22 protein-coding genes are annotated in these 25,183 nt (G+C 64.9%); 12 read left to right on the top strand and 10 right to left on the bottom strand.

Features of this window, described 5'->3' with window-relative positions; translation table 11 throughout:
* Window positions 1-39: 39 nt before the first annotated feature.
* Both ACLEJU_RS19380 and ACLEJU_RS19375 read right to left on the bottom strand, forming a co-directional pair.
* Window positions 40-1,365: an NAD(P)/FAD-dependent oxidoreductase gene (locus ACLEJU_RS19380; RefSeq protein WP_435422836.1), complete on the bottom strand. Its 1,326-nt coding sequence runs from the start codon at window positions 1,363-1,365 to the stop codon at window positions 40-42.
* A gap of 17 nt (window positions 1,366-1,382) precedes the next feature.
* Window positions 1,383-2,276 (bottom strand): dihydrodipicolinate synthase family protein, encoded by an 894-nt coding sequence (locus tag ACLEJU_RS19375; RefSeq protein WP_435422777.1) that lies wholly within the window; start codon window positions 2,274-2,276, stop codon window positions 1,383-1,385.
* Window positions 2,277-2,504: 228 nt separating this feature from the next.
* Here ACLEJU_RS19375 and ACLEJU_RS19370 point away from each other — a divergent pair, with 228 nt between their 5' ends.
* From ACLEJU_RS19370 to ACLEJU_RS19355, 4 genes are read left to right on the top strand one after another with little or no spacing between them, the layout of a single operon-like run.
* The gene (locus ACLEJU_RS19370; RefSeq protein WP_435422776.1) at window positions 2,505-4,301 is read left to right on the top strand and encodes a thiamine pyrophosphate-requiring protein; all 1,797 of its coding nucleotides are present in this window, start codon (window positions 2,505-2,507) and stop codon (window positions 4,299-4,301) included.
* A gap of 9 nt (window positions 4,302-4,310) precedes the next feature.
* Window positions 4,311-4,817, top strand: coding sequence for a (2Fe-2S)-binding protein (locus ACLEJU_RS19365; protein ID WP_435422775.1), 507 nt, complete (start codon window positions 4,311-4,313; stop codon window positions 4,815-4,817).
* Complete coding sequence (locus ACLEJU_RS19360; RefSeq protein ID WP_435422774.1) at window positions 4,814-5,815, top strand: FAD binding domain-containing protein; 1,002 nt, start codon at window positions 4,814-4,816, stop codon at window positions 5,813-5,815. The genes ACLEJU_RS19365 and ACLEJU_RS19360 overlap by 4 nt, the downstream gene beginning before the upstream one ends.
* On the top strand, window positions 5,812-8,013 hold the full coding sequence (locus ACLEJU_RS19355; RefSeq protein ID WP_435422773.1) for a xanthine dehydrogenase family protein molybdopterin-binding subunit: 2,202 nt from the start codon (window positions 5,812-5,814) through the stop codon (window positions 8,011-8,013). The genes ACLEJU_RS19360 and ACLEJU_RS19355 overlap by 4 nt, the downstream gene beginning before the upstream one ends.
* 1 nt (window position 8,014) lies before the next feature.
* On the opposite strand, the gene xth is transcribed toward ACLEJU_RS19355, so the two are convergent.
* From xth to ACLEJU_RS19330, 5 genes are all read right to left on the bottom strand, one after another.
* Window positions 8,015-8,806, bottom strand: coding sequence for an exodeoxyribonuclease III (xth, locus tag ACLEJU_RS19350; RefSeq protein WP_435422772.1), 792 nt, complete (start codon window positions 8,804-8,806; stop codon window positions 8,015-8,017).
* Window positions 8,803-9,045: a hypothetical protein gene (locus ACLEJU_RS19345; RefSeq protein WP_103447804.1), complete on the bottom strand. Its 243-nt coding sequence runs from the start codon at window positions 9,043-9,045 to the stop codon at window positions 8,803-8,805. The genes xth and ACLEJU_RS19345 overlap by 4 nt, the downstream gene beginning before the upstream one ends.
* Window positions 9,014-10,417, bottom strand: coding sequence for an MFS transporter (locus ACLEJU_RS19340; protein WP_435422771.1), 1,404 nt, complete (start codon window positions 10,415-10,417; stop codon window positions 9,014-9,016). Before ACLEJU_RS19340 ends, ACLEJU_RS19345 begins: the two co-directional genes overlap by 32 nt.
* A gap of 58 nt (window positions 10,418-10,475) precedes the next feature.
* Window positions 10,476-11,546, bottom strand: coding sequence for a C45 family autoproteolytic acyltransferase/hydolase (locus ACLEJU_RS19335; protein ID WP_435422770.1), 1,071 nt, complete (start codon window positions 11,544-11,546; stop codon window positions 10,476-10,478).
* A 111-nt stretch (window positions 11,547-11,657) separates the two neighbouring features.
* Window positions 11,658-12,587: a LysR family transcriptional regulator gene (locus ACLEJU_RS19330; protein ID WP_435422769.1), complete on the bottom strand. Its 930-nt coding sequence runs from the start codon at window positions 12,585-12,587 to the stop codon at window positions 11,658-11,660.
* A gap of 177 nt (window positions 12,588-12,764) precedes the next feature.
* Here ACLEJU_RS19330 and ACLEJU_RS19325 point away from each other — a divergent pair, with 177 nt between their 5' ends.
* A complete protein-coding gene (locus ACLEJU_RS19325) occupies window positions 12,765-14,486 on the top strand; it encodes an amidohydrolase (protein WP_435422768.1) in 1,722 nt (573 codons plus the stop codon).
* Here ACLEJU_RS19325 and ACLEJU_RS19320 read toward each other — a convergent pair.
* Window positions 14,474-15,370, bottom strand: coding sequence for a LysR substrate-binding domain-containing protein (locus ACLEJU_RS19320; RefSeq protein ID WP_435422767.1), 897 nt, complete (start codon window positions 15,368-15,370; stop codon window positions 14,474-14,476). The genes ACLEJU_RS19325 and ACLEJU_RS19320 overlap by 13 nt on opposite strands.
* Before the next feature lie 95 nt (window positions 15,371-15,465).
* Between ACLEJU_RS19320 and ACLEJU_RS19315 the strand changes: the two genes are divergently transcribed.
* The 7 genes from ACLEJU_RS19315 (at window position 15,466) to ACLEJU_RS19285 (ending at window position 22,754) form a co-directional block, all read left to right on the top strand.
* Window positions 15,466-16,908 (top strand): aldehyde dehydrogenase family protein, encoded by a 1,443-nt coding sequence (locus ACLEJU_RS19315; RefSeq protein WP_435422766.1) that lies wholly within the window; start codon window positions 15,466-15,468, stop codon window positions 16,906-16,908.
* A 13-nt stretch (window positions 16,909-16,921) separates the two neighbouring features.
* Window positions 16,922-17,908 carry a dipeptidase gene (locus ACLEJU_RS19310; RefSeq protein ID WP_435422765.1) on the top strand — a complete coding sequence of 329 codons (987 nt, stop codon included), beginning with the start codon at window positions 16,922-16,924 and terminating at the stop codon, window positions 17,906-17,908.
* Between the two features lie 55 nt (window positions 17,909-17,963).
* Window positions 17,964-19,514: a BCCT family transporter gene (locus ACLEJU_RS19305; RefSeq protein ID WP_435422764.1), complete on the top strand. Its 1,551-nt coding sequence runs from the start codon at window positions 17,964-17,966 to the stop codon at window positions 19,512-19,514.
* Window positions 19,515-19,540: 26 nt separating this feature from the next.
* Entirely contained in the window at window positions 19,541-21,235 is a 1,695-nt protein-coding gene (locus tag ACLEJU_RS19300; RefSeq protein ID WP_435422763.1) for a hypothetical protein, read from the top strand.
* Window positions 21,236-21,237: 2 nt separating this feature from the next.
* Window positions 21,238-21,933 carry a DUF3726 domain-containing protein gene (locus tag ACLEJU_RS19295; RefSeq protein ID WP_435422762.1) on the top strand — a complete coding sequence of 232 codons (696 nt, stop codon included), beginning with the start codon at window positions 21,238-21,240 and terminating at the stop codon, window positions 21,931-21,933.
* Between the two features lie 25 nt (window positions 21,934-21,958).
* Window positions 21,959-22,333 carry a RidA family protein gene (locus ACLEJU_RS19290; RefSeq protein ID WP_435422761.1) on the top strand — a complete coding sequence of 125 codons (375 nt, stop codon included), beginning with the start codon at window positions 21,959-21,961 and terminating at the stop codon, window positions 22,331-22,333.
* Window positions 22,334-22,487: 154 nt separating this feature from the next.
* A complete protein-coding gene (locus ACLEJU_RS19285; protein ID WP_435422760.1) occupies window positions 22,488-22,754 on the top strand; it encodes a hypothetical protein in 267 nt (88 codons plus the stop codon).
* A 42-nt stretch (window positions 22,755-22,796) separates the two neighbouring features.
* Here ACLEJU_RS19285 and ACLEJU_RS19280 read toward each other — a convergent pair whose 3' ends face one another.
* Both ACLEJU_RS19280 and ACLEJU_RS19275 read right to left on the bottom strand, forming a co-directional pair.
* A complete protein-coding gene (locus ACLEJU_RS19280) occupies window positions 22,797-23,054 on the bottom strand; it encodes a hypothetical protein (protein WP_258035870.1) in 258 nt (85 codons plus the stop codon).
* Window positions 23,055-23,152: 98 nt separating this feature from the next.
* Complete coding sequence (locus ACLEJU_RS19275; protein ID WP_435422835.1) at window positions 23,153-24,994, bottom strand: potassium transporter Kup; 1,842 nt, start codon at window positions 24,992-24,994, stop codon at window positions 23,153-23,155.
* Window positions 24,995-25,183: the final 189 nt, after the last annotated feature.

Here is a 25,183-nt window from a genome sequence, read left to right as displayed (position 1 = left end):
GACCGGTCCGGCGCCCCGGCAAGGCCGCTCCTACAAGCGTCACTCATCCCCTGCCCGCAACTCCTTGAACTTCATGTTGGCTTTCGCACCGATAGTCAGGAACGGTTGTGGCGGCAACTGCTTCGGTTTGTCGAAACCACTGAAGATCTCCACCAGTTCGCTGCGCACGCCCAGTGCCTGATCAGCCGCTGCGATGCCCGCAGCACTGGACTTGGACGCCCCCAGCCCATTGCAGCCACAGGCCGCGAACACCCCGCGATCCACCTCGCCAAATGCCGGCACGCTGTTCCAGGTCAGCGCCATCGGCCCACCCCAGCGGTACTCCATGCGCAGCCCCTTGAGGCTCGGAAAGCGCGTGAGGAACTTGCCGTCGTGCACACGCCCGGCACTGTCCACCTGGCTGTCGCCAATGGTCAGGCTCGGGTTGTAGCTGTAGCGCCAGCGCACCAGGATGCGGTCACTGTCACCATCGTTGATGCGGCGCACCGTGGTGCCCATCGGCAGGGCCGGGGTCGCCGCCCAGGTACGCTGGCCCGGCAGGCGCTTGGGGTCGAAACGTTCGGTCAGCGAGGCATAGGTGAACACGTGCAGCAGCTGGCCCTTGAAGAAGCCGAAGCTCTGGGCGTGGCCGTTGTTGGCCAGGATGATCTTGCCCGCGGTGACCACACCCTTCGGAGTCTTGATCACCCAGGCGCCACCCACCTGTTTGAACGACAACGCCGGTGTCTGCTCGTACACCCGCGCCGCACCTGTCAATGCGTCGGCAAAGCGCCGCACATACGCCGCCGGCTGGATCATCACCGTGCCGGGCATGAACAGGCCCGAGGTGTAGGCCGGGCTGCCGGTCACCGCGCCGATCTGGCGGGTGTCGAGCAGTTCGTAGGGCTCGCCCAGCGCGTCCAGCTGCCTGGCGTAAGACAGGATGTGCTCATCTCCTTGCGTACCACGGGCGACACTGAAGCGGCCGCAGGGGTCGAACACCGCCTTGCCCCAACCCTGCGCTTCGGCCAGTTCGCGGCCCATGTCGATGGCCGTGCGGTACAGCTTGATGTCGCGCCTGGCACGATCGAGCGAACCGCCGCCCAGGCCTTCGGCAGAGACCTCGTGGGGCAGGTCGATGATGAAACCCGAATTGCGCCCCGAGGCGCCCTCGCCGACGGTCCCGGCTTCGAGCAATACGACCTTCATAGTCGGGTCCCGGCGCGTCAGCTGGCGGGCTGCCGACAAGCCGGCAAAGCCGCCACCGATGATCGCCACATCGGCAGTAATGTTACTGTCCAGTACGGCGTTGGCAACACGTGGTGGCAACATCTCGGCCCAACCGGAGCAGCCATGGTGGCTGGGCATTTTCGAGGCAACGTACATACTCACAGCCCGCCCGCTCAGGAAGCCGAAGCTTCGTGGTCGATCAGCGGCGCCAGTGCTTCACGCAGCGCGCCCAGCTTTTCCTCGGCCAGACGCCGCAGCGGACGCCGCGGGTTGCCAGCGTCAAAGCCCATGATCTGCGCACCGGCATACACCGACTGCACGTAGTCACCCTGCCAGATCAGTGACATTACCGGGTCCAGGTGCTTCCAGATCTGCTGCACCTCGGCCCAGTTGCCCTCGCTGGCGGCATTGGCCAGGGCCACGCAGGTCTTCGGCGCCAGGTTCGCACCGCCCCAGATCAACCCTGCAGCACCCGCAAACAGCGCATAGGGCACCAGCGGGTCGGCGCCGTTCATGGTCGGCAGACCGGTGCGCGACAATGCCGCCTGTGCCGCCAGGTCGCCGCTGCTGTCCTTGACCGAAACGAAGTTGGGGATCTCGCTCAGTTGCCTGAATAGCGCGGGCGTGACTTCGACACCCACGGCCTGTGGCACGTTGTAGCCAATGATCGGCAAGCCGGCCTGGGCCACCGTCGAGTAGAAATCGATGATGCCCTGCTCATCGGTCGGGCCTTCGAAGAACGGTGGCAACACCATGACGCCATCGGCACCGCAGTCCTTGGCGTGGCGGGTGCGCTCGAGCACTTCCTCGGCCAACAATGCCGAGGTCTGGGCAATCACCCGCACGCGGCCATCGATGACCTTGGCGCCGAAGGCCACCAGTTCCTTGGACTCATCCTTGCTCAGGTACACGTGCATGCCGGTTCCGGAACTGAGCACCAGGCCATGCACACCGGCGGCGATGTAGCGCTCGATCAGGCTTTCGAAACGGGCAAAATCGATCTTGCCCTGCGCATCGAAAGGCGTGGTAATGGCCAGGTTCACACCGGAAAACGCGAATGCAGACATGCGGTAACTCCTTATTGTTTTCGGCTGGACGGTCCAGCCGCGGCATCGAGCGGTCTGTTGCTCCATGCGAAAAGCCTAAGGTTTCACCCGCAGCGGTTACAGCGACATTTGCGCAGTCAATTGCCTGATTTTCGGTTATGCCACCCAGCCATGGGCGCGAACACCATTGAAACTTTCCCCAGGCGTGCCAAGTCCAGACCCCTATCGAGGACAGACCGGGAGATGACAATGACGGGCACGGTAGGCGACTTTCTGGTGGAGCGTTTGTATCAATGGGGGGTGCGGCGCATTTTTGGCTACCCAGGCGATGGCATCAATGGCGTGTTCGGCGCCCTGGGCCGGGCCAATGGCAAGATCGAGTTCATTCAGGCCCGGCACGAAGAAATGGCCGCGTTCATGGCCAGCGCCCATGCGAAGTTCACGGGCGAGCTGGGCGTGTGCATCGCCACCTCCGGCCCCGGCGCCTCGCATTTGCTCACCGGCCTGTACGATGCGCGCATGGACCACCAGCCGGTGCTGGCCATCGTCGGCCAGCAGGCACGGGCGGCGCTCGGCGGGCATTACCAACAAGAGCTCGACCTACTGTCGATGTTCAAGGACGTGGCCGGTGCGTTCGTCCAACAAGCGTCCACCCCGGAGCAGGTCCGTCACCTGCTCGATCGCGCCGTGCGCACGGCCGTCGGCGAGCGCTGCGTCACCGCAATCATCCTGCCCAACGACCTCCAGGACCTGCCCTACAGTGAGCCGCCCAGAGCCCACGGTACGGTGCATTCCGGAATCGGCTACTGCAAGCCCAAGGTCGTGCCATTCGATGACGACCTGCAGCGCGCGGCTGACGTACTCAACGCCGGGCGCAAGGTCGCGATACTGGTCGGTGCCGGCGCACTGCAGGCCACCGAGCAGGTCATCGCGGTGGCCGAGAAACTCGGTGCGGGCGTTGCCAAGGCGCTGCTGGGCAAGGCTGTGTTGCCTGACGATCTACCCTGGGTCACCGGTTCCATCGGCCTGCTCGGCACCGAACCCAGTTACCAGCTGATGACCGAATGCGACACCTTGCTGATGATCGGCTCGGGCTTCCCCTATTCGGAATTTCTGCCCAAGGAAGGCCAGGCCCGAGGCGTGCAGATCGACCTGCAACCCGACATGCTCAGCCTGCGCTACCCGATGGAGGTGAATCTGGTCGGCGATGCGGCCCAGACCTTGCACGCGCTGCTGCCACTGCTTGAACACAAGAGCGACCGGCGCTGGCGCGACAAGATCGAAGGCTGGCGGGCGCGCTGGGACAAGACCCTGGAAAAGCGCGCGCTGACCAAGGCGAAACCGATCAACCCGCAGCGCGTGGTGTACGAGTTATCGCCGCAGCTGCCCGACAACGCCATCGTCAGCAGCGATTCCGGCTCCTGCGCCAACTGGTTCGCCCGCGACCTGCAGATCCGCCAAGGCATGCAATGCTCGTTGTCGGGCGGCCTCGCCAGCATGGGCGCAGCGGTACCCTACGCGATTGCCGCCAAGTTCGCTCACCCACAGCGCGCAGTGATAGCCCTGGTCGGCGACGGCGCCATGCAGATGAGTAACCTCGCCGAGCTGATTACCGTGGCCAAGTACTGGCAGCAGTGGGACAACCCGCAATGGATCTGCGCGGTGTTCAACAACGAGGACCTCAACCAGGTCACCTGGGAACAACGGGTGATGGAGGGCGACCCGAAGTTCGAGGCCTCGCAATCGATCCCCGACGTGCCGTACCACCTGTTCGCCATTTCCATCGGCCTGCATGGCATCTATGTGGAACGCGAGGAAGATATCGCCGGGGCCTGGGAGCGGGCGCTGGCCGCGGACCGGCCGGTGCTGATCGAATTCAAGACCGACCCCGACGTGCCGCCGCTGCCGCCGCATATCAAGCTTGAACAGGCGAAAAAGTTCGCCAGCACCCTGCTGCAGGGCGACCCGAACCAGGCTGGCGTGATCGTACAGACGGCCAAGCAGGTGCTCAGCTCGGTACTGCCCGGCAAAAAAGACCAACCGTGAGGCCTTCCCATGCCTGCAATAATCCCAGAGGGTGGCAACGAACACCCCATACGCCTGATGATCAACGGCCAGGCCCGTTCGCTGCAGGTCCTGCCATGGACGACGTTGCTGGACCTGCTGCGTGAACAGCTGGACCTGACGGGCACCAAGAAAGGCTGCGACCACGGCCAGTGCGGAGCATGCACAGTGTTGCGCGACGGCCGCCGGGTAAATGCCTGCCTGACCCTGGCCGTGATGTGCGACGGCGCCGAGCTGGTCACCATAGAAGGGTTGGCCGATGGCGATCAGCTGCACCCGATGCAACGCGCCTTCATCGCCCACGACGCCTTCCAGTGCGGCTACTGCACGCCGGGGCAGATCTGCTCCGCCATCGGCATGGCCAACGAAGGTCGGGCTACCAGCCGCGAAGCCATTCGCGAAAACATGAGTGGCAACCTGTGCCGGTGTGGTGCGTATGGGAATATCGTCGCGGCCGTGGAAGACGCCCTGCCGCTGCTCCAGGAGGGACGCAAATGAGCCCTTTCAGCTATCACAAGGCGGCCTCCGTCAGCGAAGCCATCAACCTATCGGGCCCGGCGTCGCGGTTCATCGCCGGCGGCACCAACCTACTCGACCTGATGAAGGAAAACGTCGAACGCCCGGCGCAATTGATCGATATTTCGGGCCTGTCGCTTGGGGCTGTCGAAACGACCGCGACGGGCGGCTTGCGCATCGGTGCACTGGTCAGCAATGCCGAACTCGCCTGGCACCCGCTCGTCGAGCATGGCTACCCACTGCTGTCGCGAGCCATTCTTGCGGGGGCCTCGCCACAACTGAGAAACATGGCGAGTACGGGAGGCAACCTGCTGCAGCGTACCCGCTGCCATTACTTCTACGACACCGGTACGCCCTGTAACAAGCGCGACCCTGGCAGCGGCTGCCCGGCACGCACCGGGCTCAATCGTATTCACGCCATTCTCGGCGCCAGCCCTGCTTGCGTGGCCACCCACCCCTCAGACATGTGCGTGGCGCTGGCGGCGCTCGACGCGGTGGTGCATGTGCAGGGTCCCATGGGTGAACGCCAGATCCCGTTGGTGGACTTCCATCGCCTGCCGGAGGACGCACCGCAGCGCGACAATCATCTGGGTACTGGCGAACTGATCACCGCCATCGAGCTGCCACCCTCCGAATTTGCCAGGCACTGCCATTACCTGAAGATCCGCGACCGTGCCTCGTATGCCTTCGCCCTGGTTTCGGTCGCAGCTGGCCTGAAGATCGAGCAAGGCACAATCCGCAAGGCCGGGCTGGCGCTTGGCGGTGTGGCGCACAAACCCTGGCGGGTGGCGGCCGCCGAACAGGCACTGACTGGCCAGGCGCCTTCCCAGGCGCTGTTCGCGACGGCCGCTCAGGTATTGCTGAGCGGCGCACAGCCACTTGCACATAACGCCTTCAAGGTCCCTTTGGCCCATCGGGCCATCGTCCGCGCACTCAGCGAAGCCGCCTTCGGCGGCGCACAGCCTGGAGCCTCATCATGAACAGCCCGACACCTGCTGTCGGCCAGCCGCTTGACCGTGTCGATGGCGTGGCGAAAGTCACCGGCCAGGCGCGCTACGCTGGCGAATACCCCGAGGCAGGATTGCTGCACGGCAGCGTCGTCTCCAGCACCATCGCGCGCGGTCGGGTGCTTGCCATCGACAGCCGCGAAGCCCTGAAGATACCTGGCGTGGTGGCAGTACTGGACCACGTGCACCGCCCCCCTGTGTCCAGCTATGACGACGACTACAACGACGCCGATGCCGCCCACGGCTCGCCATTCCGACCGTTGTTCAATGACCAGGTACTGTACAGCGGGCAACCGCTGGCGCTGGTGATTGCCGAGAGCCTCGAACTGGCCCGATACGCGAGCACCCTGATCAGGATTGACTACAGCGTAGAGGCGCACCAGACAGACCTGCTGGCCGGGCTGCAACACAGCCACCCTGCCCCCGCCGAGACACCTGCGCCCCGTGGCGATTTCGACGGGCAGTTCGGCACGGCAGCGGTCACGGTCGATGCGACCTACCTGACCGCCAACGAGCATCACAACCCCATGGAGCCCCATGCCTCGACGGTGCTGTACAAGACCGGCGATCAGCTGGAAATACATGACAAGACCCAGGGCACGCAGAACTGCCAGGATTATTTGCACAAGGTGTTCGGCCTGCCCAAGGACAAGGTTCGGGTGCTGGCCGCGTACGTCGGCGGCGCGTTCGGCTCTGGGTTGCGCCCGCAGTACCAGTTACCTATGGCGGTAATGGCGGCGCTGCAGCTCAAACGTTCGGTCAGGGTCACCCTGACCCGCCAACAGATGTTCACCTTCGGCTACCGACCGCGCACGCAGCAGCGTCTGCGCCTGGGGGCGGATGCCGACGGCCGGTTGCTGGCGGTCGCCCATGATGCGATCGGCCAGACTTCACGCATCGAGGACTTTACCGAACACCTGGTGGAATGGAGCGGCATGCTCTACCGCTGCGACCATGTCGCGCTGAGTTACCGGCTCACCCCGCTCGACGTGTACACCCCGCTGGACATGCGCGCACCCGGTGCCGGCTCGGGCGTGCTGGCGCTGGAGTGCGCCATGGACGAACTTGCCTGCGCGGCGGGCATCGACCCGGTTGAACTGCGTCGGCGCAATTTTGCCGACCACAATGGCAACGAGGGCAAGCCCTACTCCAGCAAGGAGCTGCTCGCCTGTTACGCGCAAGGAGCCGCCTGTTTCGGCTGGGCCAATCGCTCGCCAAAGCCGCGCAGCATGCGCCACGGCCACCAGCTCATCGGCTGGGGCATGGCGAGTGGCGTCTGGGAAGCCATGCAGATGAAAGCCAGTGCCAAAGCGCGACTGGATGCGCAGGGCCACCTGACGGTAAGCAGCGCAACCACAGATATCGGTACCGGCACCTACACCGTCATGACCCAGATCGCGGCCGACGCAGCCGGCATGCGGACGGAAGACGTGACCTTCCTCCTCGGCGACTCCTCACTGTCCCCCGCGCCATTGCAGGGTGGCTCGTTCACGGTTTCCTCCGTGGGGTCGGCGGTGCGGCAAGCCTGTCAGGTTCTGCGCAGCAAAGTGCTGGACAGCGCACGCTCGGCGTTTCCAGCATTGGCCAATGTGCCCCTGGATGCCATCACCTTTGCCGAAGGTTACCTGCACTTCGCCCAGCAACGCATCGCATTGTCGGATATTGCCGCCCGGTCGGAAGCAGGCGTTTTCGAGGTTCAGATCGATGCCGAGCCGAGCACGAAGCGTCAGCCCTTTTCCACCGCGACGCATTCGGCGGTGTTCGTGGAAGTCGAGGTGGACGAGGACCTTGGCTCGATCAGGGTCAGCCGGGTAGTCAGTGCCGTGGCCGCCGGGCGTGTGGTCAACCCCAAGACCGCACGCAGCCAGATCCTCGGCGGCGTGGTCTGGGGCCTGGGCATGGCCTTGCACGAACACACACAAATTGACCATGACCAAGGGCGGATACTCAACCACAACCTGGCCGAGTACCACATACCGGTCAATGCCGACATCGGTGATGTGCAGGTGATCTTCGTCCACGAACAGGACGACATCGTTAACGAACTGGGCTCCAAGGGTGTCGGCGAAATCGGTGTGGTCGGAGTGGCGGCGGCTGTTGCGAACGCCATCTACCATGCCACCGGCAAGCGCATCAGGGAATTCCCGATCACTCTGGACACGCTGCTCTAGCTCACTTTTTGCGCCCGCCCACCTCGATCCACACCGGCGCGTGGTCACTGGCCTTCGTTTCGTTACGTACCCAGGCGTCCACGCCGGCCCGTTTCAGGTAGGGCGCAAGGGCCGGGTTGAGCAGCAGGTGGTCAATGCGCAACCCGGAATTGCGCGCCCAGTGATTGCGGAAGTAATCCCAAAGGGTGTACACGCGCTCGTCGGGGTGCAGGTGGCGAATGGCGTCGACCCAGCCCTGCTCCAGCAATTGCTGGTAACACGCCCGCGACTCGGGTTGCAGCATCGCGTCCTTCAGCCATGAGCGTGGGTTGTAGATGTCCATGTCGGTGGGCACCACGTTGAAATCACCTGCCAGCACCGTCGGGTGGCCGCTGCCATGCAGCCCCTTGGCGTGTTCGATGAGGCATTGGAACCAGCGCAGCTTGTAATCGAACTTCGGCCCGGGCTGAGGGTTGCCGTTCGGCAGGTACAGGCACGCCACCAGCACGCCGTGCACAGCAGCCTCCAGATAGCGGCTCTGGCTGTCGTCCTCCATGCCGGGCAAGCCGCGGCGTACCTCCAGCGGTTCACTGCCCCGCGCCAGAATCGCCACGCCGTTCCACGACGGCTGCCCCTGGTACAGGCAGCCATAGCCGGCCGCCTCCAAGTCCAGGCGCGGGAACTGCGCGTCGGGCGCCTTGAGCTCCTGCAGGCAGGCGATGTCCGGTTGCTCCCGTTCCAACCAGGCCAACAGCGCCGACAGGCGGCTGCGGATGCCGTTGATATTGAAGGTGGCGATCTTCAGCGCTTTCATGCGTCGGGGTCGCTGACGTGGGCCTGCACGGCGTCTTCCAGCGCACCGACATGGGCCTCGTCCGCCAGCGCCTTCAGCGCCAGCCAGTCGTCCCAGTCGATCGCGCCATCGTCGCGCAGGGCCTCGGCGGTGCGCACCAGTTCATGGTGGTAGGCGTCTGGTGACTCGCGGCGGTAGCTGATGTCGTCGTACTGGGCGTACCAGGCCTCAAGCTCGGGGATGCTGCGTTCGATGCTCATGGGTGACAATCCTCGCGGTGCCCTTTGCATGTATGAGCCCTGGCCCTTGGCAACGTTCAACCGCAGCGTCGCTGGCATCCTCTTCATCGATCTGCGCCATGCTCAAGCGCGAAGTCTCCCGGAGCATCAGCGAACACACGGCAACAAGCGCTAGCGCCGCTGCCCCGTACAACGCCACGCCCAGCGGGTTGTGGTCGGTCAGGATCAGGATCGCCGTGGCAATGCTCGAAGCCGTACCGCCGCCCAACGCCGCGCCGATCTGATAACTGGCCGAAATTCCCGAGTAGCGCATGCTGCGCGGGAACTGCTCGCCGAGGAAGGCCGGGATCGGCCCCTGAGTCGCGCCCATCAGCAGGCCGGTCAGGCAATAAGCGAACAAGGCGATGGCGAAGCTCTTCATGCCCACCAGCGAGAAGAACACGAACAACCCCATGGCCATGATCACTGAACCAAAACCCATCACCACACGCCGGCCCAGGCGGTCCGACAGGTAGCCGAACAGCGGCGCAGAGAACACGATGGCCACTGATAGCGCCAGGTCGAACATCAGCGCCTGGGTACTGCCAAAACCGACCTGCGTGGCGTAGGTGAGGAAGAAGGTGCTGCCGATGTAGGCGATGGTGCAGTAGCCGAAGGCGACCCCGGTGCACAGCAGCAACTGCCGTGGGCGCTGGCGCAGGGCCTCGGCCAGCGGCGCGCGCGCAGGTCTGGCCTCAGGCATGATGGCGGGAGCTGGCGCCTTCAACCGTGCGTACAGGCCGATCAGCACCAATGTGCCGCCCAGCCAGAACGGAATGCGCCAGGCAAAATCGACCAGGTTGTCGTCGAAGGCCGCGCTGACAATGGCGAACACTGCAGCCCCGAGAATGCCGCCGACACCGATACCCATGCTGGTGAAGCTGCCCCACAGGCCACGCCGCCCAGGCGGCGCTGACTCGATGCCGAACAACGCGGCACCGCCCCACTCACCGCCGGCGGCAAAGCCCTGGATCAGGCGCAGCAGCACCAGCAGGATCGGTGCCGCCACGCCGATGCTGGCATGGCCAGGCAGGCAGCCGATGAGAAAGGTGCTCAGGCCCATGAGCAGCAAAGTGGTGACCAGCACCTTCTGGCGGCCGATGCGGTCACCGAAGTGGCCGAACACCAGGCCCCCTAGCGGGCGGGCGAAGAAGCCCGCGCCAAAGGCGCTGAACGCCACCAGGGTGGCGGTCAGGTGATCCATCTGCGGGAAGAACACCTGGGGGAACACCAGTGCGGCGGCGGTGCCGTAGATGATGAAGTCGTAGAACTCCAGCGCCGTGCCCATGCCGGAGACACAAAAGGTACGGAAGGCGGAGCGGGATGACGCAGGCTGAGTCTGTTGCGCATGCATTGTTGTTGTTCTCGTTCAGCGGGCGCAGCCGGCCTGGGCAAGCTGCAGCCGGTGTGGCTCAGAAGGTTTGGAAGCCGGCCTTGGCCAGGTACACGGGCGTGCCAGCCACGTACTCCAGCACGCAACGTTCGGTGTCGATGCCGACGCTGAGCAGGGTTTCCCAACGCTCGGTGTCGGACAGGGCCATATCCGGGTGGAAGCAGATGGGTGCGCTGTCGCCAGCGGCACCGCACATGGCCTCGGCACGGGCGCGCAGGTCGGCGCTGCCCATCTGGCCGATCACCTGCTCCAGGTGGCTCAGGCGGCACAGGGTGTCGGCGTGGTCGGCGACCTGCTCGCCCAGGCTCAGCTGGGGGTCCAGGAAGTGGTTGGTATGCAACAGCCAGCCATCTTCACGTGGCAACACCAGCGCCGTGCGCTCGGGGCTCAGCTCGATGCTGACGGCACGGGGGCTGCAGTCCTGGCGGGAGAACACCGTCAGTACTGTCGAGGCGCTAACCCGCGCCGAACGTGCCAGTTCGATGGCCTCTTCGACACTGCTGGCGTCCTCCAGCAGGCGACGGGCGATGGCGTGCACCGGCACACCGCCGCTGGCGTTGTCGCTGCGGTGGTGAAGGATGTTGAAATGCAGGCCCACACCTGCGCTGTTGACACCCAGCTTGGCTAGCATGCCGAACTCGCAGAACAGCTTGACCCGCATGCCACGCTCGCTCTGTAGCGCCAGCATCAGGCCATGGGGGCACAGGCTGTCGTGCCAGTCCCAGGTCTGCAGGGTCTGCGGCGCTCGCGGCCCACGGGGGGCGTGCACGGTGGTGGAGCATTCACTGTGGCGGGTACGGGCGGCCAGCACTTCGGTACGGGCGTTGAGGCTCGCCAGCTGCCACAGTGGCAGCCCGGCGCCGTCGGCCATACCGACCACTTCAGCGGCCAGGTTCGGGCTCCAGGCCTCCAGGGCGGCCAGGCTGTTTTCGCCGATGCGCTGTGCCTCGGCCAGCGACACCCCCACCCGTGGGAAGAATTCCAGGTACAGGGCGGTGGTGGTACGGATCTGTTCGGCAAAACGTTCGCCGATCTGACGGCCCCGCTCGAGGGGTGTGCGGATGTCGGTGACGAGGGTGTGGATCTTCACTGCGGGAAACTCCTGATACGCGGTGGTCAGGTGACTGCTGCAAGCCTAACCAGCGTTCCCGCACCGATCATTGCCACAACCCGCACAACTTTTGTGCCCGTGTGGAAAAACTCAGCCGCGCCCCGCCACCTCGGCACCCTGCCCGCGCAGGTGTTCATGCAGCATGGCGATGAACGCCTGGACCTTGCGGGTACTGCGCCGGTGGGGCAGGTACAGCACATGGACCCACGGCCCGAACGCGCTGAGGGCCCGCCAGTAGTCGGGCATCACCTCCACCAACTGCCCGCTGGCCAGGTACGGCGCGACGCTCCAGGTCGGCACGAACTGCAGCCCCTGCCCATCGAGCAGGCAAGCCAGGAGGAAATCGAAACTGTCACTCACCAGCTTGGGTGTGGGCTGGCGCACGCGCAGGGTCTGGCCCTCATGGTCGATCCACCAGTAGCTGCGGTTGAGCAGCGGGTGGCGCAGCAGCAGCCAGTCATGCTGGGCGTAGTTGTCCAGGGTGATCGCGTCGCCGTGGTGGGCCAGGTAGGCGGGGCTGGCGCAGAGCATTACACGGTTCTCGATCAATGGCTGGGCGATCAGTTCCGGCTGGTCGGTGGGGCCGTCACGCAGCGACAAGTCATAACCGCCATCGATCAGGTCTTCGTTGGCATCGTTGAGGTTGACCTCCAGGCGCACCTGCGGGTGTTCGCGCATGAAGCGGCAGCACACCTGGTTGAGAAACGCCGGGCCGAACGACGGCGGCGCGGTGATGCGCAAAGTGCCGCGCAGCGCGTGCTGTAGCTGCTCCACCTCTTCGGTCACCCGTTGCAGGTGCATCAGCGCCTGCCTTGCGCCATCTAGGTACAGGTTACCGGCCTCAGTCAGCGCCATGCGCCGGGTGGTGCGCTCGAACAGGCGCACGCCCAGTTCGCTTTCCAGGTGCGCGACAGCCTTGGTGATCGCCGAAGGCGTCTTGCCCAGTTGCTCGGCGGCCCGGCTGAAGCTGCCGTGCTCGGCGGCCGCAACGAAGATGGTCAGGGCCATCATCTTGTCCATGGTTTCTTCCTTTCAGGCACAAACGAAGAGGGGGATGCGCGGGAGTGAGCATCTGCGGGCAATCATAGGCCATGGATTATTTCCCCAGCGCGAAAAAAGTTGTGCCTACCCGCGCCTTTAACCGCGTTGACCCCTTGGCTAGCCTGCGCTGCCATCACAACAACAACGAGGCACCAAATGAAGCACCTGCTGAAGATGGCGATCAGCGCGGGCCTGGCCTGCACCACCCTGCCAGGTTTCGCGGCGGTGGACGTGATCCTGCACAACGCCAAGGTCTACACCGCCGAGCCTGACCAACCGCTGCAACAGGCTGTGGCGGTCGAAGGCGAGAAAATCGTCGCGGTGGGTTCCGACCAGCAGGTGTTGCGCCTCAAGGCCGCAAGCACCCACGTCATCGACCTGGGCGGCAAGGTGCTGATGCCGGGCATGCTCGATTCCCACTCCCACGCCATCAAAGGCGGCCTGCAACTGGAGCTGGCCAACCTCGCTGGCGAGCAGGTGCCGCTGGATGAGCTGGAACAGCGCCTGCGTCAGTGGCGTAGCGACGGCAAAGCCGTACGTGGTGAGTTCCTGAGCGTCGGTGGCGTGCCTGGCACCTATTGGGATGACATTGTCGCACTGGAGCAGCGCTTCAACCACGGTGAGTGGACCGAGCAGCCGATCCTCCTCGCCGCCAACGACATGCACACTGGCTGGGCCAACCAGGCGATGCTCGAGCGCGCCGGGATCGATGCAAAAACCATCGCTGCCCTCCCCGCCGAAACGCGCAACACCCTGGGCCAGCACGCGGACGGCACGCCGAACGGCTTTCTCGCCGATGCCAGCTTCTACCCGGTCACCGACCTGCTGCCGCCACTGAGCGACGAGACCCTGATGAGCGCAGGGCGCAGGGCCCTGGACTACTACAAGCAGCTGGGCATCACCGGCTGGATGGACCCGCTGGCCAATGAGCGGCCGGGCGCCGATGTGAAGAACGACTCGCTGGGCGTGCTGCCCATCTACAAGCGGCTTTCCGAGCACGGCGAGCTGACTGCCCATGTCGCCGCCCTGCTGATGGCCGACTCCAAGGCCCGCCCTGCGGACCTGGACCAGCTGGACAAGGTGCGCGAGCAATTTCTCGACGTGCACAACCTCACCTTGCCGGGCATCAAGGTGTTCGCCGACGGTGTCGCCGAGGCGCCCGCGCAGACGGCGGCGATGCTCGACCCCTATGGCAACTCCGGCCAGCACGGCGAGCTGCTGCTGGACCCACAGCACTTTGGCGAGCTGGTCAGCGCCGCCGATGCCCGTGGCTGGCTGGTGCATGTGCATGCCATCGGCGACCGCGCCGTGCGCGAGGCGCTCAACGGCATCGAACAGGCCCGACGGCAGCGCAACAGCGGCATCGCCCACTCCATCACCCACCTGCAGATGGTCAACCCCAAGGAATACGCCCGCTTCAAGCAGCTCGACGTGATTGCTGCCATGCAGCTGTACTGGGCCAGCGCCGACGCCTCGAACATGGATCTGGTCAAGCCCTACGTGAACGCAATGGCCTTCCTGCATACCTTCCCGGCTCGCTCGCTGGTGAAAAATGGCGCGACCATTTCCGGTGCCAGCGACTGGCCGATCACCACCCCGGAACCGTGGAAGGCGATCTACCAGGCCATCAGCCGCAAAGGCCCCAAGGGCGTGCTCAATGCCGATGAAGCGATCGACCGCCAAGTGATGTTCCAGGCCTATACCCTCAACGCCGCCCGGGCCATGCGCCTGGAGCAGCAGGTCGGCTCACTCAAGGTCGGCAAGCAGGCCGACATGATCGTCCTCGACCGCGACGTGCTCAGTGTCGATCCAGAATCGCTGCGCGATACGCAAGTGCTGCAGACCTGGTTTGCCGGCCAGCAGATCTACGCCCGCTGATCTTGCGCAGCCAGCTGCACCTGCAGAAAGGCCATCAACGCCCCCGCTGCAGGTGACAGGCTGCGCCCCTTGCGCGTCAGCATGCCGATGTGCCGCTCGACCTTGGGTTCGACCAGCGGCACGAACACCAGCTTGTCGTTCTCCAGGGGGAACGCCAGGTACGGCAAGGTGCTGATGCCCACCCCCTCCTCCAGCATCGCGATCAACGAAATCATGTTGGAGACGAACAACCGGCTATGCCCCAACAAGCACTCGGCCTCGGTGCCTGCCAGCAACTGCGAGGTACCGTTGCGCACCATCGGCACGCCCTGCAACTGCGACCAGTGCAGGGCATCGCCGGCTTGCGCCAATGGATGGTCGGCGCGGCACACCACGCCTACCTGGTCATTGGCGATCGGGGAAAATTCGAGCTGCTCATCCTCCTGCCACAGGCTGCTGATGCCAAAGTCCACCTGCCCCTGGGCCAGCAACTGCTGGACGCGCTCGGCCGTGCCGTCCTGGATGCTGACCTGCACGTTCGGGTGCTCGGCAACGAACCGCGCCAATGGCCCGGGCAACATGCGGCTGGCCACTGACGGCACGGTGGCGATGCTGACCTGGCCGATTTCGTGGCGGGCCAGCAAGGTGGCCTCGCGGGCGATGCGGTCGTGGTGTTCGATCAGGCCGCGGAACAACGGCAGGCAATGCTCGCCGAACGGGGTCAGCTCGACCCGGCCGCCGCCCTTCTCGACCAGCGCCTGGCCCAGCTTCTGCTCCAGCTCGCGCACAGCCAGCGAAATTGCCGGCTGGGTGCGAAACGCCTGGCGCGCCGCGGCGTGGAAGCTCTTGAGTTCAGCGACCAACAGGAAGTAGCGCAGCTGGGCGATTTTCAGCTCTGGCAACATGGTTAGCATTCCTTATCAAAGCATTTTTTTTATTAATTTTTATTTGCTGCATATTGCTCGCAAGATGAACGCCAGGCAAACAGAGGCTTTCACCCATGTCACTCAACACCTACAAGAACTACATCGATGGCCAGTGGTGCGAAGGCCACGCCACCCTTGGCAACCACAGCCCCTCGGACACCCGCGACCTGATCGGCGAATACCACCAGGCCAGCGCCGAACAGGCCCGCCAGGCCATCCAGGCGGCCCGCGCCGCCCAGCCGCAGTGGGCCGCCAGCGGCCTGGAAGCCCGCCAGCAGGTGCTGATGGCCATCGGTGACGAACTGATCGCCCGCAAGCAGGAACTGGGTGAGCTGCTGTCCCGTGAAGAAGGCAAACCGCTGGCCGAAGGCATCGGCGAGGTCGCCCGCAGCGGCCAGTTCTTCCATTACTACGCCGCCGAAGTGCTGCGCCAGATGGGCGAGACCGCCGCGTCGGTGCGCCCCGGCATCGACATCGAAGTGCATCGCGAACCCGTAGGTGTGGTCGGCATCATCACCCCGTGGAACTTCCCCATGGCCACCGCCGCGTGGAAGATCGCCCCCGCGCTGGCTTTCGGCAACGCCGTGGTGTTCAAACCGGCCAACCTCGTGCCGGCCAGCGCCTGGGCGCTGACCGAGATCATCAGCCGCCAGGGCCTGCCCAACGGTACCTTCAACCTGGTCATGGGCAGCGGCGCCAGCGTCGGCGAAACCCTGGTGCAGTCGGCCGAGATCGACGCCCTGACCTTTACCGGATCGTTGCAGACCGGGCGCCGCGTCGCGGTCGCCACGGCGGGCAACCTGGTGCGCTGCCAGCTGGAAATGGGCAGCAAGAACGCCCTGGTAGTAATGGACGACGCCGACCTCGACCTGGCGGTGGAATGCGCCCTCAATGGTGCCTTCTTCGGCACCGGGCAGAAGTGTACGGCGTCTTCGCGGTTGATCGTCTGCGAAGGCATCCACGACCGCTTCGTTGAGGCCCTGCGCCTGCGCATGCGCCAGCTCAAAGTCGGCCATGCCCTGGAGGCCGGCGTGCAGATCGGCCCGGTGGCCGATGCGCGCCAGCTGGAACAGAACCTGGCTTACCTGCAGCTGGCTCAGGACGAAGGCGCCACCCTGGTCGAAGGTGGCGAACGCCTGCAGCTGGAAAGCGACGGCTACTACATGCGCCCGGCGCTGTTCATCGACAGCCGCAACGACATGCGCATCAACCGCGAGGAAGTGTTTGGCCCGATCGCCTGCGTGATCCGCGTACGTGACTTCGACGAGGCGCTGGCCACGCTCAACGACACCGAATACGGCCTGACCGCCGGCATCATCACCCAGTCGCTGCGCCACGCCAGCGCCTTCAAGCGCGGCGCCCAGACCGGCTGCGTGATGGTCAACCTGCCCACCGCCGGCACCGATTACCACGTGCCGTTCGGCGGGCGCAAAGCCTCGAGCTTCGGCCCCCGCGAACAGGGCCAGTACGCCCGCGACTTCTATACCGTGGTCAAGACCACCTACCTGCGGCCCTGAAGGAATACGCGCCATGCACGACCTCTTGATGATCGACGGCCTGCAGTACTCCAACTGGAGCCCGGAAATATTCCAGCAGATGCAGGCCGGTGGCCTGAGCGCGGTGCACGCCACCATCGCCTACCACGAGAATGCCCGCGAAACCCTGTCGCGCCTGGGCGAGTGGAACCGCCGCTTCGAAAACTGGCCCGAGCTGATCCGCCCGGTGCGCGCGGCCAGCGACATTCGCCTGGCCCACCAGGAAGGCCGGGTGGGAATCTTCTTCGGCTTCCAGAACTGCTCACCGATCGAGGACGACATTGCCCTGGTGGAGGTGTTCCGCCAGCTCGGGGTGTTCGTCATGCAGCTCACCTACAACAACCAGAGCCTGCTGGCCAGCGGTTGCTACGAGCGCGAGGACAACGGCATCAGCCGCTTCGGCCGCCAGGTGATCGCCGAAATGAACCGGGTCGGCATGCTCATCGACATGTCCCACAGCGCCGAACGCAGCACCCTGGAAGCCATCGAGCTGTCGAGCCGGCCAGTGATCATCTCCCACGCCAACCCGTCGAGCTTCCACGCCGCCAAGCGCAACAAGTCCGACGCTGTGCTGCGCGGCATCGCCGAAACCGGCGGGCTGCTGGGCTTCAGCACCTACCCGTTCCACCTCAAGGGCGCGTCGGACTGCAGCCTGGAAAGCTTCTGCGACATGGTCGCGCGCACCGCCGACCTGATGGGCGTGGAGCATATCGGCATCGGCACCGACCTGTGCCAGGCACAACCGCTGGCGGTGCTCGAATGGATGCGCAATGGCCGCTGGAGCAAGGACAAGGACTACGGCGAAGGCTCCAAGGACAATGCCAACTGGCCGGCACCGCTGCAATGGTTCCGCGACAGCCGCGACTTCGGCAACATCGCCCAGGGCCTGCGCGCCCGCGGCTTTGCCGAGTCCGACGTGGCCAACATCATGGGGCTGAACTGGCTGCGCCTGCTGGAGACCGCCACCACGGCGCAGGCCTGAGCCCCTTGCACGGACAGCATCAACAATAACAACAATCGCAGGTTCCGGAGGCTTCATGAAAAACCCAACCACCCTGCAGGCTGAAGGCCAGGCCATGGGCCTGCCGCTGACGCGGGACATCGACTGGCCGCTGTTCCTGATCAGCGGCGGCTTCCTCGGCGCCTTCCTGCTGGCGGCGCTGATCGACATCGACACGGTGTCGGCGCTGGTCAACACCCTGTTCGCCTGGTCGACCAAGGCCTTTGGCCTGTACTGGCAGGTGCTGATGCTGGCGACCTTCGCCGTCAGCCTGGGCATCGGCTTCTCGCGCTGCGGGCGTGTGCGCCTGGGCGGCGTGACCCAGCGCCCGGACATCAGCACGTTCAACTGGATCGCGGTGATCATGTGCGCGCTGCTGGCAGGCGGCGGCGCCTTCTGGGCCGCGGCCGAACCGCTCATGCACTTTGCCAGTCCGCCGCCCCTGTTCGCCGGCTTGCAACCGCACAGCGAGGCCGCAGCTACCGCGGCACTGGCGCAATCCTTCGTGCACTGGGGCTTCCTCGCCTGGGCGGTGCTCGGCAGCCTGCTGGCCATCGTGCTGATGCACCTGCATTACGACAAGGGCCTGCCGCTGGCACCGCGCACCCTGCTCTACCCGCTGTTTGGCGAACGGGCGCTGAAAGGCCCGATCGGCACCCTGGCCGACGCTACCTCGATCATCGCCGTGGTCGCCGGCACCATCGGTCCGATCGGCTTCCTCGGCCTGCAGATCAGCAGTGCCATGCACGCGGTGTGGGGCCTGCCCAACGACATTGTCACCCAGTCGCTGACCATCGTGCTGGTCACGGCGATGTATACCGTGTCGTGCCTGGTGGGGCTCAAGGGCATCCGCTTCGTCAGCGAGATCAACGTCTGGCTGATGATCGGCCTGGCGCTGTTCATGGTGGTGTTCGGCCCGACGCTGTTCATCCTCGGCGGCTTCCCGGCGGCGTTCGCCCTGCATGTGGAGCACTTCATCCCGATGACGCTGTTCCGCGCCGACCCCAAGTGGCTGGACTGGTGGACGGTGTTCTACTGGGGCTGGTTCATCGGCTACGCACCCATGGTGGCGCTGTACGTCGCGCGGATCTCGCGGGGCCGCACCATTCGCGAGATTATCATGACGCTGTCGATCATCGCGCCGCTGGTGACCATGTTCTGGTTCACCGTGGTCGGCGGCACCGGCATTGGCCTGGAGCTGCAGACACCGGGCATCGTCACCGCCCATGGCGCGCAGCCCGAAGACCTGCTGCTGGGGGTGACGCAGAACCTGCCGCTGGGCGGCCTGATCAGTGCGCTGTTCCTGTTCCTGAGCTTTATCTCGGTGGCGACCAATGGCGATGCCATGGCCTTCACCGTGGCGCTGGCGATGTCCAGCAACGATAAACCGAAGAAGTGGCTGTGTGGTTTCTGGGCCATCGGCATGGGCCTGGCGGCGGTGGTGCTGATCACCATCGGCGCGGGCGGCGTGACGGCCCTGCAGTCCTTCATTGTCATCACCGCGGTGCCGGTGTCGCTGGTGATCCTGCCAGCGTTGTGGGATGCCGTACGCATCGCCCGGCACATGGCCCGCGAACAAGGCGTCTGAACATGATCCATCCAGGTATGACAACAATGTCCAACAGCGTACCTGCAACGCTCGCGTTGCGCCCTGCCAGCCAGGTCATGGACCTGGCCCGGCTGGGCAGCCACTTCCAGAGCCCGCTGAGCTTCGTGCGCAGCAGCATGCGGCGGATGATGAACCAGCGCTGGCAGATCCAGCGCAGCCGCTTCGACCTCGATGCGCAAGGCTTCGGCACCGCCATCTACCGCATCGACACGCCGAACGGGCATTACCACTGCGTGATCTTCTCGGCCTACCTGCCGCCGGAAAAGCGCAGCGACCGGGTGATTGCCGACCAGTGGGACGTTGCCTTCGTGCTGGTCGCCGGTGACGTCGACGCGGCGCAACTGACCGACCTGCAGCGCAACGTGCCGCTGCAGGAGGCCGGCCGCTTCGATGCCCGCGTGCTGGTGCTGTCCCGGGCCAACCGCAGCCTGCGCAACTTCGACCGCTTCCTGGCGGCGCTGGCCGAAGGGCAGCAACCCGACCCGCGCCAACTGGCCGAGGTCGGCTACCTCTACCGCACCACCGCGGTGTACGGCAACGGCAAGTTCGGCATCGCCGATTTCGGCTGCCTGCAGGACAACCCGGACTTCAACCAGCCGTTCAGCGCGCAGATGTTCACGGTCTACCTGCTGCGCCATTTCAGCATCGAGCAGATCGAACACATGGCCCGTGCCCTCGATCCGCAACGGGCCGTACCGCTGGCCCCTGCCCTGCAACGCTACCTGGGGGTCGGCAACGCCACCGGGCTAGGCATGGCGCCCTTCCTGATCAACCATCCACAGTTGGTGGAACGCTGGCTCAGTGTGCGCGAAACCGCACTGGCCCTGGCCTTGGCGCAACCGGCCGAGCCCGACCGACTGACGCGCCTGGAAGGCTTGCTGGCGCGCGCTGGCCAGCACCTCAGCCAGACTCAAACCGAAGACTTGCGCCAGGACCAGCAGAACCGGCAAACCCTCGACGAACTTGCGGCGCTGGCCGACTGGCTCGCTGACCAGCCTGCGAGCGATGATCTCTGGCCACGGCTGCTGGCCTGGGGCGAAGCGCACTCCGGGCTGGGCTGCCAGGAGCTGCTGGTGAGCCTGCTGCTGGAGTTGTACCCCGAGCAGGTCACGCCGCTGGCCGAGCAGATGGGCGCCGACGAAAGCTGGCAACTGGACGCGCAGATGCCCCTGCGCCAGTTGCTCGAGCTCATCGAGCAGCAGTATGCGTGGGCCCTGGCCTACGACTTCACTGCCGTGGAGGCGGAGCACTACTTCTGGTACCGCTCGGCCGAGAAAGAGGAACCGCGCCTGGGCATGCGTGTCGAGGAACCGGGCGCGGAAAAGGAAATGCAACTGGGCATCGCCCGCAACATTCAGCGCTGCCATGCCGCCGTGCTCGAGCACCTGCAGGCTCATCCGCAGGCCCTGACCGCGCATCTGCTCATCGCTGCGCCTACGCTCAAGGGCACGGTGCGCCGCCTGCAAGGCATGGCGCAGAGTACCTACGGGGAAATCCGCGCCAACCTGCTGGACCGCGACATGCTGCCGATCCACCTGCTGCGCTGCAAGCTGGCGTTCTTCGGTGCGGGCAAGTTCGACCCCAAGTCGAGCCGCTGGGTACGCATCACCTTGTTCCAAGGCGCGCCACTGGTGAGCGATATCGGCCAGCCGTTCGCAGACGACTGGAACTTCGCGGTCATGCCGCAAGGAGAGCTGTGACCATGCGTGTATCACTCAACGAAATCCAGGTGATGTGCCGCAAAGCCTTCGAAGGCATGGGCTTTGCCGCTGGCGACTGCGAGGACGCGGCCGAACTGGTGGGTTGGCTGCACTTGCAAGGGCTGGACGGCATTGGCGCACTGGCACAGGCTCTGGACCCTCTGCAAGGCGAAGCCAGCCAGCCTTTCACCCTGAGCTACGAGGACACCACCCAGCTGGTGATCGACGCCCACGGCCAGAGCGTGCTGCGCTGCGCGGCGACCGCGGTGGCGCTGGTGCAGGACAAGGCCATGCGCCGTGGCCAGGCGCTGCTGCAGATCCATCATTGCCATAACCGCTTGTTGCTGCTGGGCTATCTCAGCAAGGTGGCCGGGCGCGGTCTGCACGTGCAGGCCCGCTGGGAAGACGCACGCCAGCGCCACCTGGCCGACTTTACCGCAGGCGAGCTAAGTCCTGTGCTGCGCAGTGATGCCCAGCCCGCTGCCGTCGAGGCGTTCGAGCAAGGCGTCACCGTGCTGTTCACCCGGCCTGCCGGCCCCCTCCCGATCGCGGGCGCCACACCGCACACCGCGAACCAGGGCTTCACCGTCAACGAAAGCACCTGGCAGCGGCTCAAGCAGCTGGCCGATCACATCCTCGTCGAAAGCACCGAAGCCTCCCGCCGCCATGGCGCCGGCGGCGGCAGCGATGCCGACTGACGCCCGCACACTCAGGACCCATTCAATGAAACAGGCAATCAAGACCGACCTTTACGCCTCCAAGGCACCGCTGGAGTGGGCCGTCGTCGGCAACGGTACGCTCTATACCGCGCAGATCCCCATCGATGCCCAGGGCCAGGTGGTCGCGGGCGGCATCGAGGCGCAGACCCGCCAGACCCTGGACAACCTGCACCACACCCTGGAGGCAGCCGGTAGTTCGCTGGATGCCGTGACCCAGGTGCTGATCTACGTCACCGATCGCAGCTACCTGGCCACGGTCAACCAGCTGTATGGCGACTACTTTCAGCCCCCCTATCCCAACCGCGCGGCGGTGGTGGTGGCGGGCCTGGCCCGTGAGGAGATGCTGGTGGAACTGGTGGTCTACGCCTGCCTCTCGTGAAGCATTGATCGACAGGCTTTCGCCCGCTAATGGTTGGGCCGGGGTTGGTTAAAGCGCCTCGTCCGAATTACCGAAAGTTTTTGCAAAGCGGCGCAACCTTCGCCAGTCACACGTGAACACAGAACGTTCTGTGTCTGACTTGAGGTAACCGATCATGGCTAACAATCAAGACAAAGATAGAAACCAAGGTGGCAGCAACCAATCCCATGCCGGCGATGCTGGCCAGAAAGGCGGCCAGGGCGGCATGGCGGGGTCGCAAAAAGGCGGTCAGCAGTCCGGACAGAAACCTGACGACAAGATGGACAAGGATTGGGAAAAGTCCAGGGATACCGGGCACCAGGGTGGCCAGGCTGGCGGCAAGCAGACCCAATCTGACACCGGCCGCATGGGCGGCACTCAGCATAAAGACAAGAATCGTTGAGTCAACGGTTGGCACCGGGGCGGCGTCAGTCGCCCTGGTGCATCAAGTTTCTGCGGCGCACCATCCGGAACGCCCCCCTGAAGCGCTGTCCTCCCGCTCCCCTAAAAGGCCATTACGGCAGGCACAGGCGTAATCTGCTTCAGCCCGCGTAGAAAAGTTCAGCACCAGCCTGAGCTTGTCGATCGTGTCATAGAGGTCATAGCCGTTGCCCAATGCTTTAGGGAAGCCTGCGAGCCTGGGCAGGCACTCCTTTTCCTGAGGTAGAGCGGGAACCACAACGAAGCGCGTCTGCATGACCATCCCTCTTCTTGGCAGCTCTTTAGTATTAGTCGCATTATGTGAATGCATCAAGGCAACTAATACTCAATTTCGCTCCTTTGTGGCGCATTGCGCTGGCCTTACATCTCGACCTGGGTGCCGAGCTCGATCACTCTGTTCAAAGGCAGCTTGAAGTACTTGAGGGTGCTGTTGGCATTCTTCAGCAGAAACGCGAACAGGTGCTCACGCCAGCGCGCCATGCCCTGCTGCTTGCCGGCGATGACCGTTTCGCGGCTGAGGAAATAGGTGGTGCGCATGGGGCCGAAGTCCAGGTCTGCCTGTTGGCAGCGGCTCAGCGCCAAGGGCACGTCGGGCTCCTCCATGAAGCCGAAGTGCAGGCAGACACGGAAGAAACCATCACCAAAGGCCTCGACCTCACAGCGCCTGGCGGCGCTGACTCGCGGCTCGTCCTCGAACACCACGGTCAGCAACACCACCTGCTCATGCAGCACCTGGTTGTGCAACAGGTTGTGCAGCAACGCATGGGGCACCGCCTCTGGCCGCGCGGACAGGAACACGGCGGTGCCGCTCACCCGGTGCGGCGGCTGAGCCTGCAGGCTGGCGATGAACAGCTCCAGCGGCAACGAACTCTCGTCCAGCCGCTCGACGATGATCATGCGACCACGCTTCCAGGTGGTCATCAGCACGAACAGTGCCATCCCGGCGATCACCGGGAATGCGCCGCCCTGGAAGATCTTCGGCGCATTGGCGGCGAAATACAGGCTGTCCACCAGCAGGAAGGCCAGCAACATCGGCACAGCCAGGCAACGTGGAGCCTTCCACAGCAACAGCACCACCGCCGACGCCAGCAACGTGGTGATCAGCATGGTGCCGGTCACGGCCACGCCATAGGCCGCCGCCAGTGCCCCGGACGATTCGAAGCCGACCACCAGCAGCACCACGCCGACCATCAGCGCCCAGTTCACCATGCCGATGTAGACCTGCCCCTGCTCCTCGCTGGAGGTGTGCTGGATGAACATGCGCGGCACATAGCCCAGCTGGATGGCCTGGCGGGTCAGGGAAAACGCACCGGAAATCACCGCCTGTGAGGCAATGATCGTGGCCAGGGTGGCCAGGCCGACCATGGGCAGCAGGGCCCAATCGGGCGCCAGCAGGTAGAACGGGTTGCGCACCGCATCCGGGTTGCCGAGGATCAGCGCGCCCTGGCCAAAGTAGTTCAGCACCAGCCCCGGCAGCACCAGCAGGAACCAGGCCCGGGCGATGGGCTTGCGGCCAAAATGCCCCATGTCGGCATACAGCGCCTCGGCGCCGGTCAGCGCCAGAACCACCGCGCCGAGAATGGCCACACCCATGCCTGGGTGCAGCACGAAGAACTTCACCGCCCACACCGGGTTGAGCGCCTGCAGCACCTCCGGGCGCTGCGCGATGCCATGAATGCCCAACGCGCCGAGCACGACGAACCACAGCACCATGATCGGCCCGAACAGAATGCCGATGCGTGCGGTGCCGTGCTTCTGGATCAGGAACAGCGCCACCAGCAGCAGCACCGCCAGCGGCACGACCCAGTGCTCGATACCGTCGAAGGCCAGCTGCAGGCCCTCCACGGCCGACAACACCGACACCGCGGGGGTGATCATGCTGTCACCGTAGAACAGCGCGGCGCCGAATAGTCCCAGCAGCACCAGCACCTTGCTCAAGCGTTTGTAGGGTGCCGCGGCGCGGTGCGCCAATGCCGTCAGGGCCATGATGCCGCCCTCGCCCTGGTTGTCGGCGCGCAGGATGAACAGCACGTACTTGAGCGACACCACCCACAGTAACGACCAGAGCACCAGCGACAGCACGCCGAGCACACCGGCGCTGTTGGCCTGCACGCCGTAGTGCCCGGCGAAGACTTCCTTGAGGGTGTACAGCGGGCTGGTACCGATGTCGCCATAGACCACGCCGACTGCGGCGACGAGCATGCCGATGGCGCTGGATTTGCTGGAATGGGGAGGGTTTGCGGCGACGGCGGGCTGGCTCACGAAAGGGCTTCTCTGGACTGGCGGTTGGATATGCATGCCATCCCTGAGCATCGCGCGGTCAGTATCCTTGCGGGGCGACGGTTCGGTCGTAAAAAGAGCGTAAAAAATCAGGGGCATGGGGTTTCGGGG

This window comes from Pseudomonas sp. SMN11 (genome assembly GCF_052041945.1).
In the GTDB taxonomy this organism is placed as follows: domain Bacteria; phylum Pseudomonadota; class Gammaproteobacteria; order Pseudomonadales; family Pseudomonadaceae; genus Aquipseudomonas.
Note: the sequence above shows the minus strand (reverse complement) of the source record. Positions and strands in the feature narration are given on the sequence as shown.

Excerpts from the sequence above, each read along its gene's own strand:
- ACLEJU_RS19315 (WP_435422766.1), top strand. The coding sequence starts at position 15,466 with ATGTCACTCAACACCTACAAGAACTACATCGATGGCCAGTGGTGCGAA.
- ACLEJU_RS19355 (WP_435422773.1), top strand. The coding sequence starts at position 5,812 with ATGAACAGCCCGACACCTGCTGTCGGCCAGCCGCTTGACCGTGTCGAT.
- ACLEJU_RS19375 (WP_435422777.1), bottom strand. The coding sequence starts at position 2,276 with ATGTCTGCATTCGCGTTTTCCGGTGTGAACCTGGCCATTACCACGCCT.
- ACLEJU_RS19320 (WP_435422767.1), bottom strand. The coding sequence starts at position 15,370 with ATGTTGCCAGAGCTGAAAATCGCCCAGCTGCGCTACTTCCTGTTGGTC.
- ACLEJU_RS19295 (WP_435422762.1), top strand. The coding sequence starts at position 21,238 with ATGCGTGTATCACTCAACGAAATCCAGGTGATGTGCCGCAAAGCCTTC.
- ACLEJU_RS19325 (WP_435422768.1), top strand. The coding sequence starts at position 12,765 with ATGAAGCACCTGCTGAAGATGGCGATCAGCGCGGGCCTGGCCTGCACC.
- ACLEJU_RS19360 (WP_435422774.1), top strand. The coding sequence starts at position 4,814 with ATGAGCCCTTTCAGCTATCACAAGGCGGCCTCCGTCAGCGAAGCCATC.
- ACLEJU_RS19310 (WP_435422765.1), top strand. The coding sequence starts at position 16,922 with ATGCACGACCTCTTGATGATCGACGGCCTGCAGTACTCCAACTGGAGC.
- ACLEJU_RS19280 (WP_258035870.1), bottom strand. The coding sequence starts at position 23,054 with ATGGTCATGCAGACGCGCTTCGTTGTGGTTCCCGCTCTACCTCAGGAA.
- ACLEJU_RS19345 (WP_103447804.1), bottom strand. The coding sequence starts at position 9,045 with ATGAGCATCGAACGCAGCATCCCCGAGCTTGAGGCCTGGTACGCCCAG.
- ACLEJU_RS19300 (WP_435422763.1), top strand. The coding sequence starts at position 19,541 with ATGTCCAACAGCGTACCTGCAACGCTCGCGTTGCGCCCTGCCAGCCAG.
- xth (WP_435422772.1), bottom strand. The coding sequence starts at position 8,806 with ATGAAAGCGCTGAAGATCGCCACCTTCAATATCAACGGCATCCGCAGC.
- ACLEJU_RS19305 (WP_435422764.1), top strand. The coding sequence starts at position 17,964 with ATGAAAAACCCAACCACCCTGCAGGCTGAAGGCCAGGCCATGGGCCTG.
- ACLEJU_RS19370 (WP_435422776.1), top strand. The coding sequence starts at position 2,505 with ATGACGGGCACGGTAGGCGACTTTCTGGTGGAGCGTTTGTATCAATGG.
- ACLEJU_RS19340 (WP_435422771.1), bottom strand. The coding sequence starts at position 10,417 with ATGCATGCGCAACAGACTCAGCCTGCGTCATCCCGCTCCGCCTTCCGT.
- ACLEJU_RS19290 (WP_435422761.1), top strand. The coding sequence starts at position 21,959 with ATGAAACAGGCAATCAAGACCGACCTTTACGCCTCCAAGGCACCGCTG.
- ACLEJU_RS19380 (WP_435422836.1), bottom strand. The coding sequence starts at position 1,365 with ATGTACGTTGCCTCGAAAATGCCCAGCCACCATGGCTGCTCCGGTTGG.
- ACLEJU_RS19285 (WP_435422760.1), top strand. The coding sequence starts at position 22,488 with ATGGCTAACAATCAAGACAAAGATAGAAACCAAGGTGGCAGCAACCAA.
- ACLEJU_RS19275 (WP_435422835.1), bottom strand. The coding sequence starts at position 24,994 with ATGCTCGTCGCCGCAGTCGGCGTGGTCTATGGCGACATCGGTACCAGC.
- ACLEJU_RS19365 (WP_435422775.1), top strand. The coding sequence starts at position 4,311 with ATGCCTGCAATAATCCCAGAGGGTGGCAACGAACACCCCATACGCCTG.
- ACLEJU_RS19330 (WP_435422769.1), bottom strand. The coding sequence starts at position 12,587 with ATGGACAAGATGATGGCCCTGACCATCTTCGTTGCGGCCGCCGAGCAC.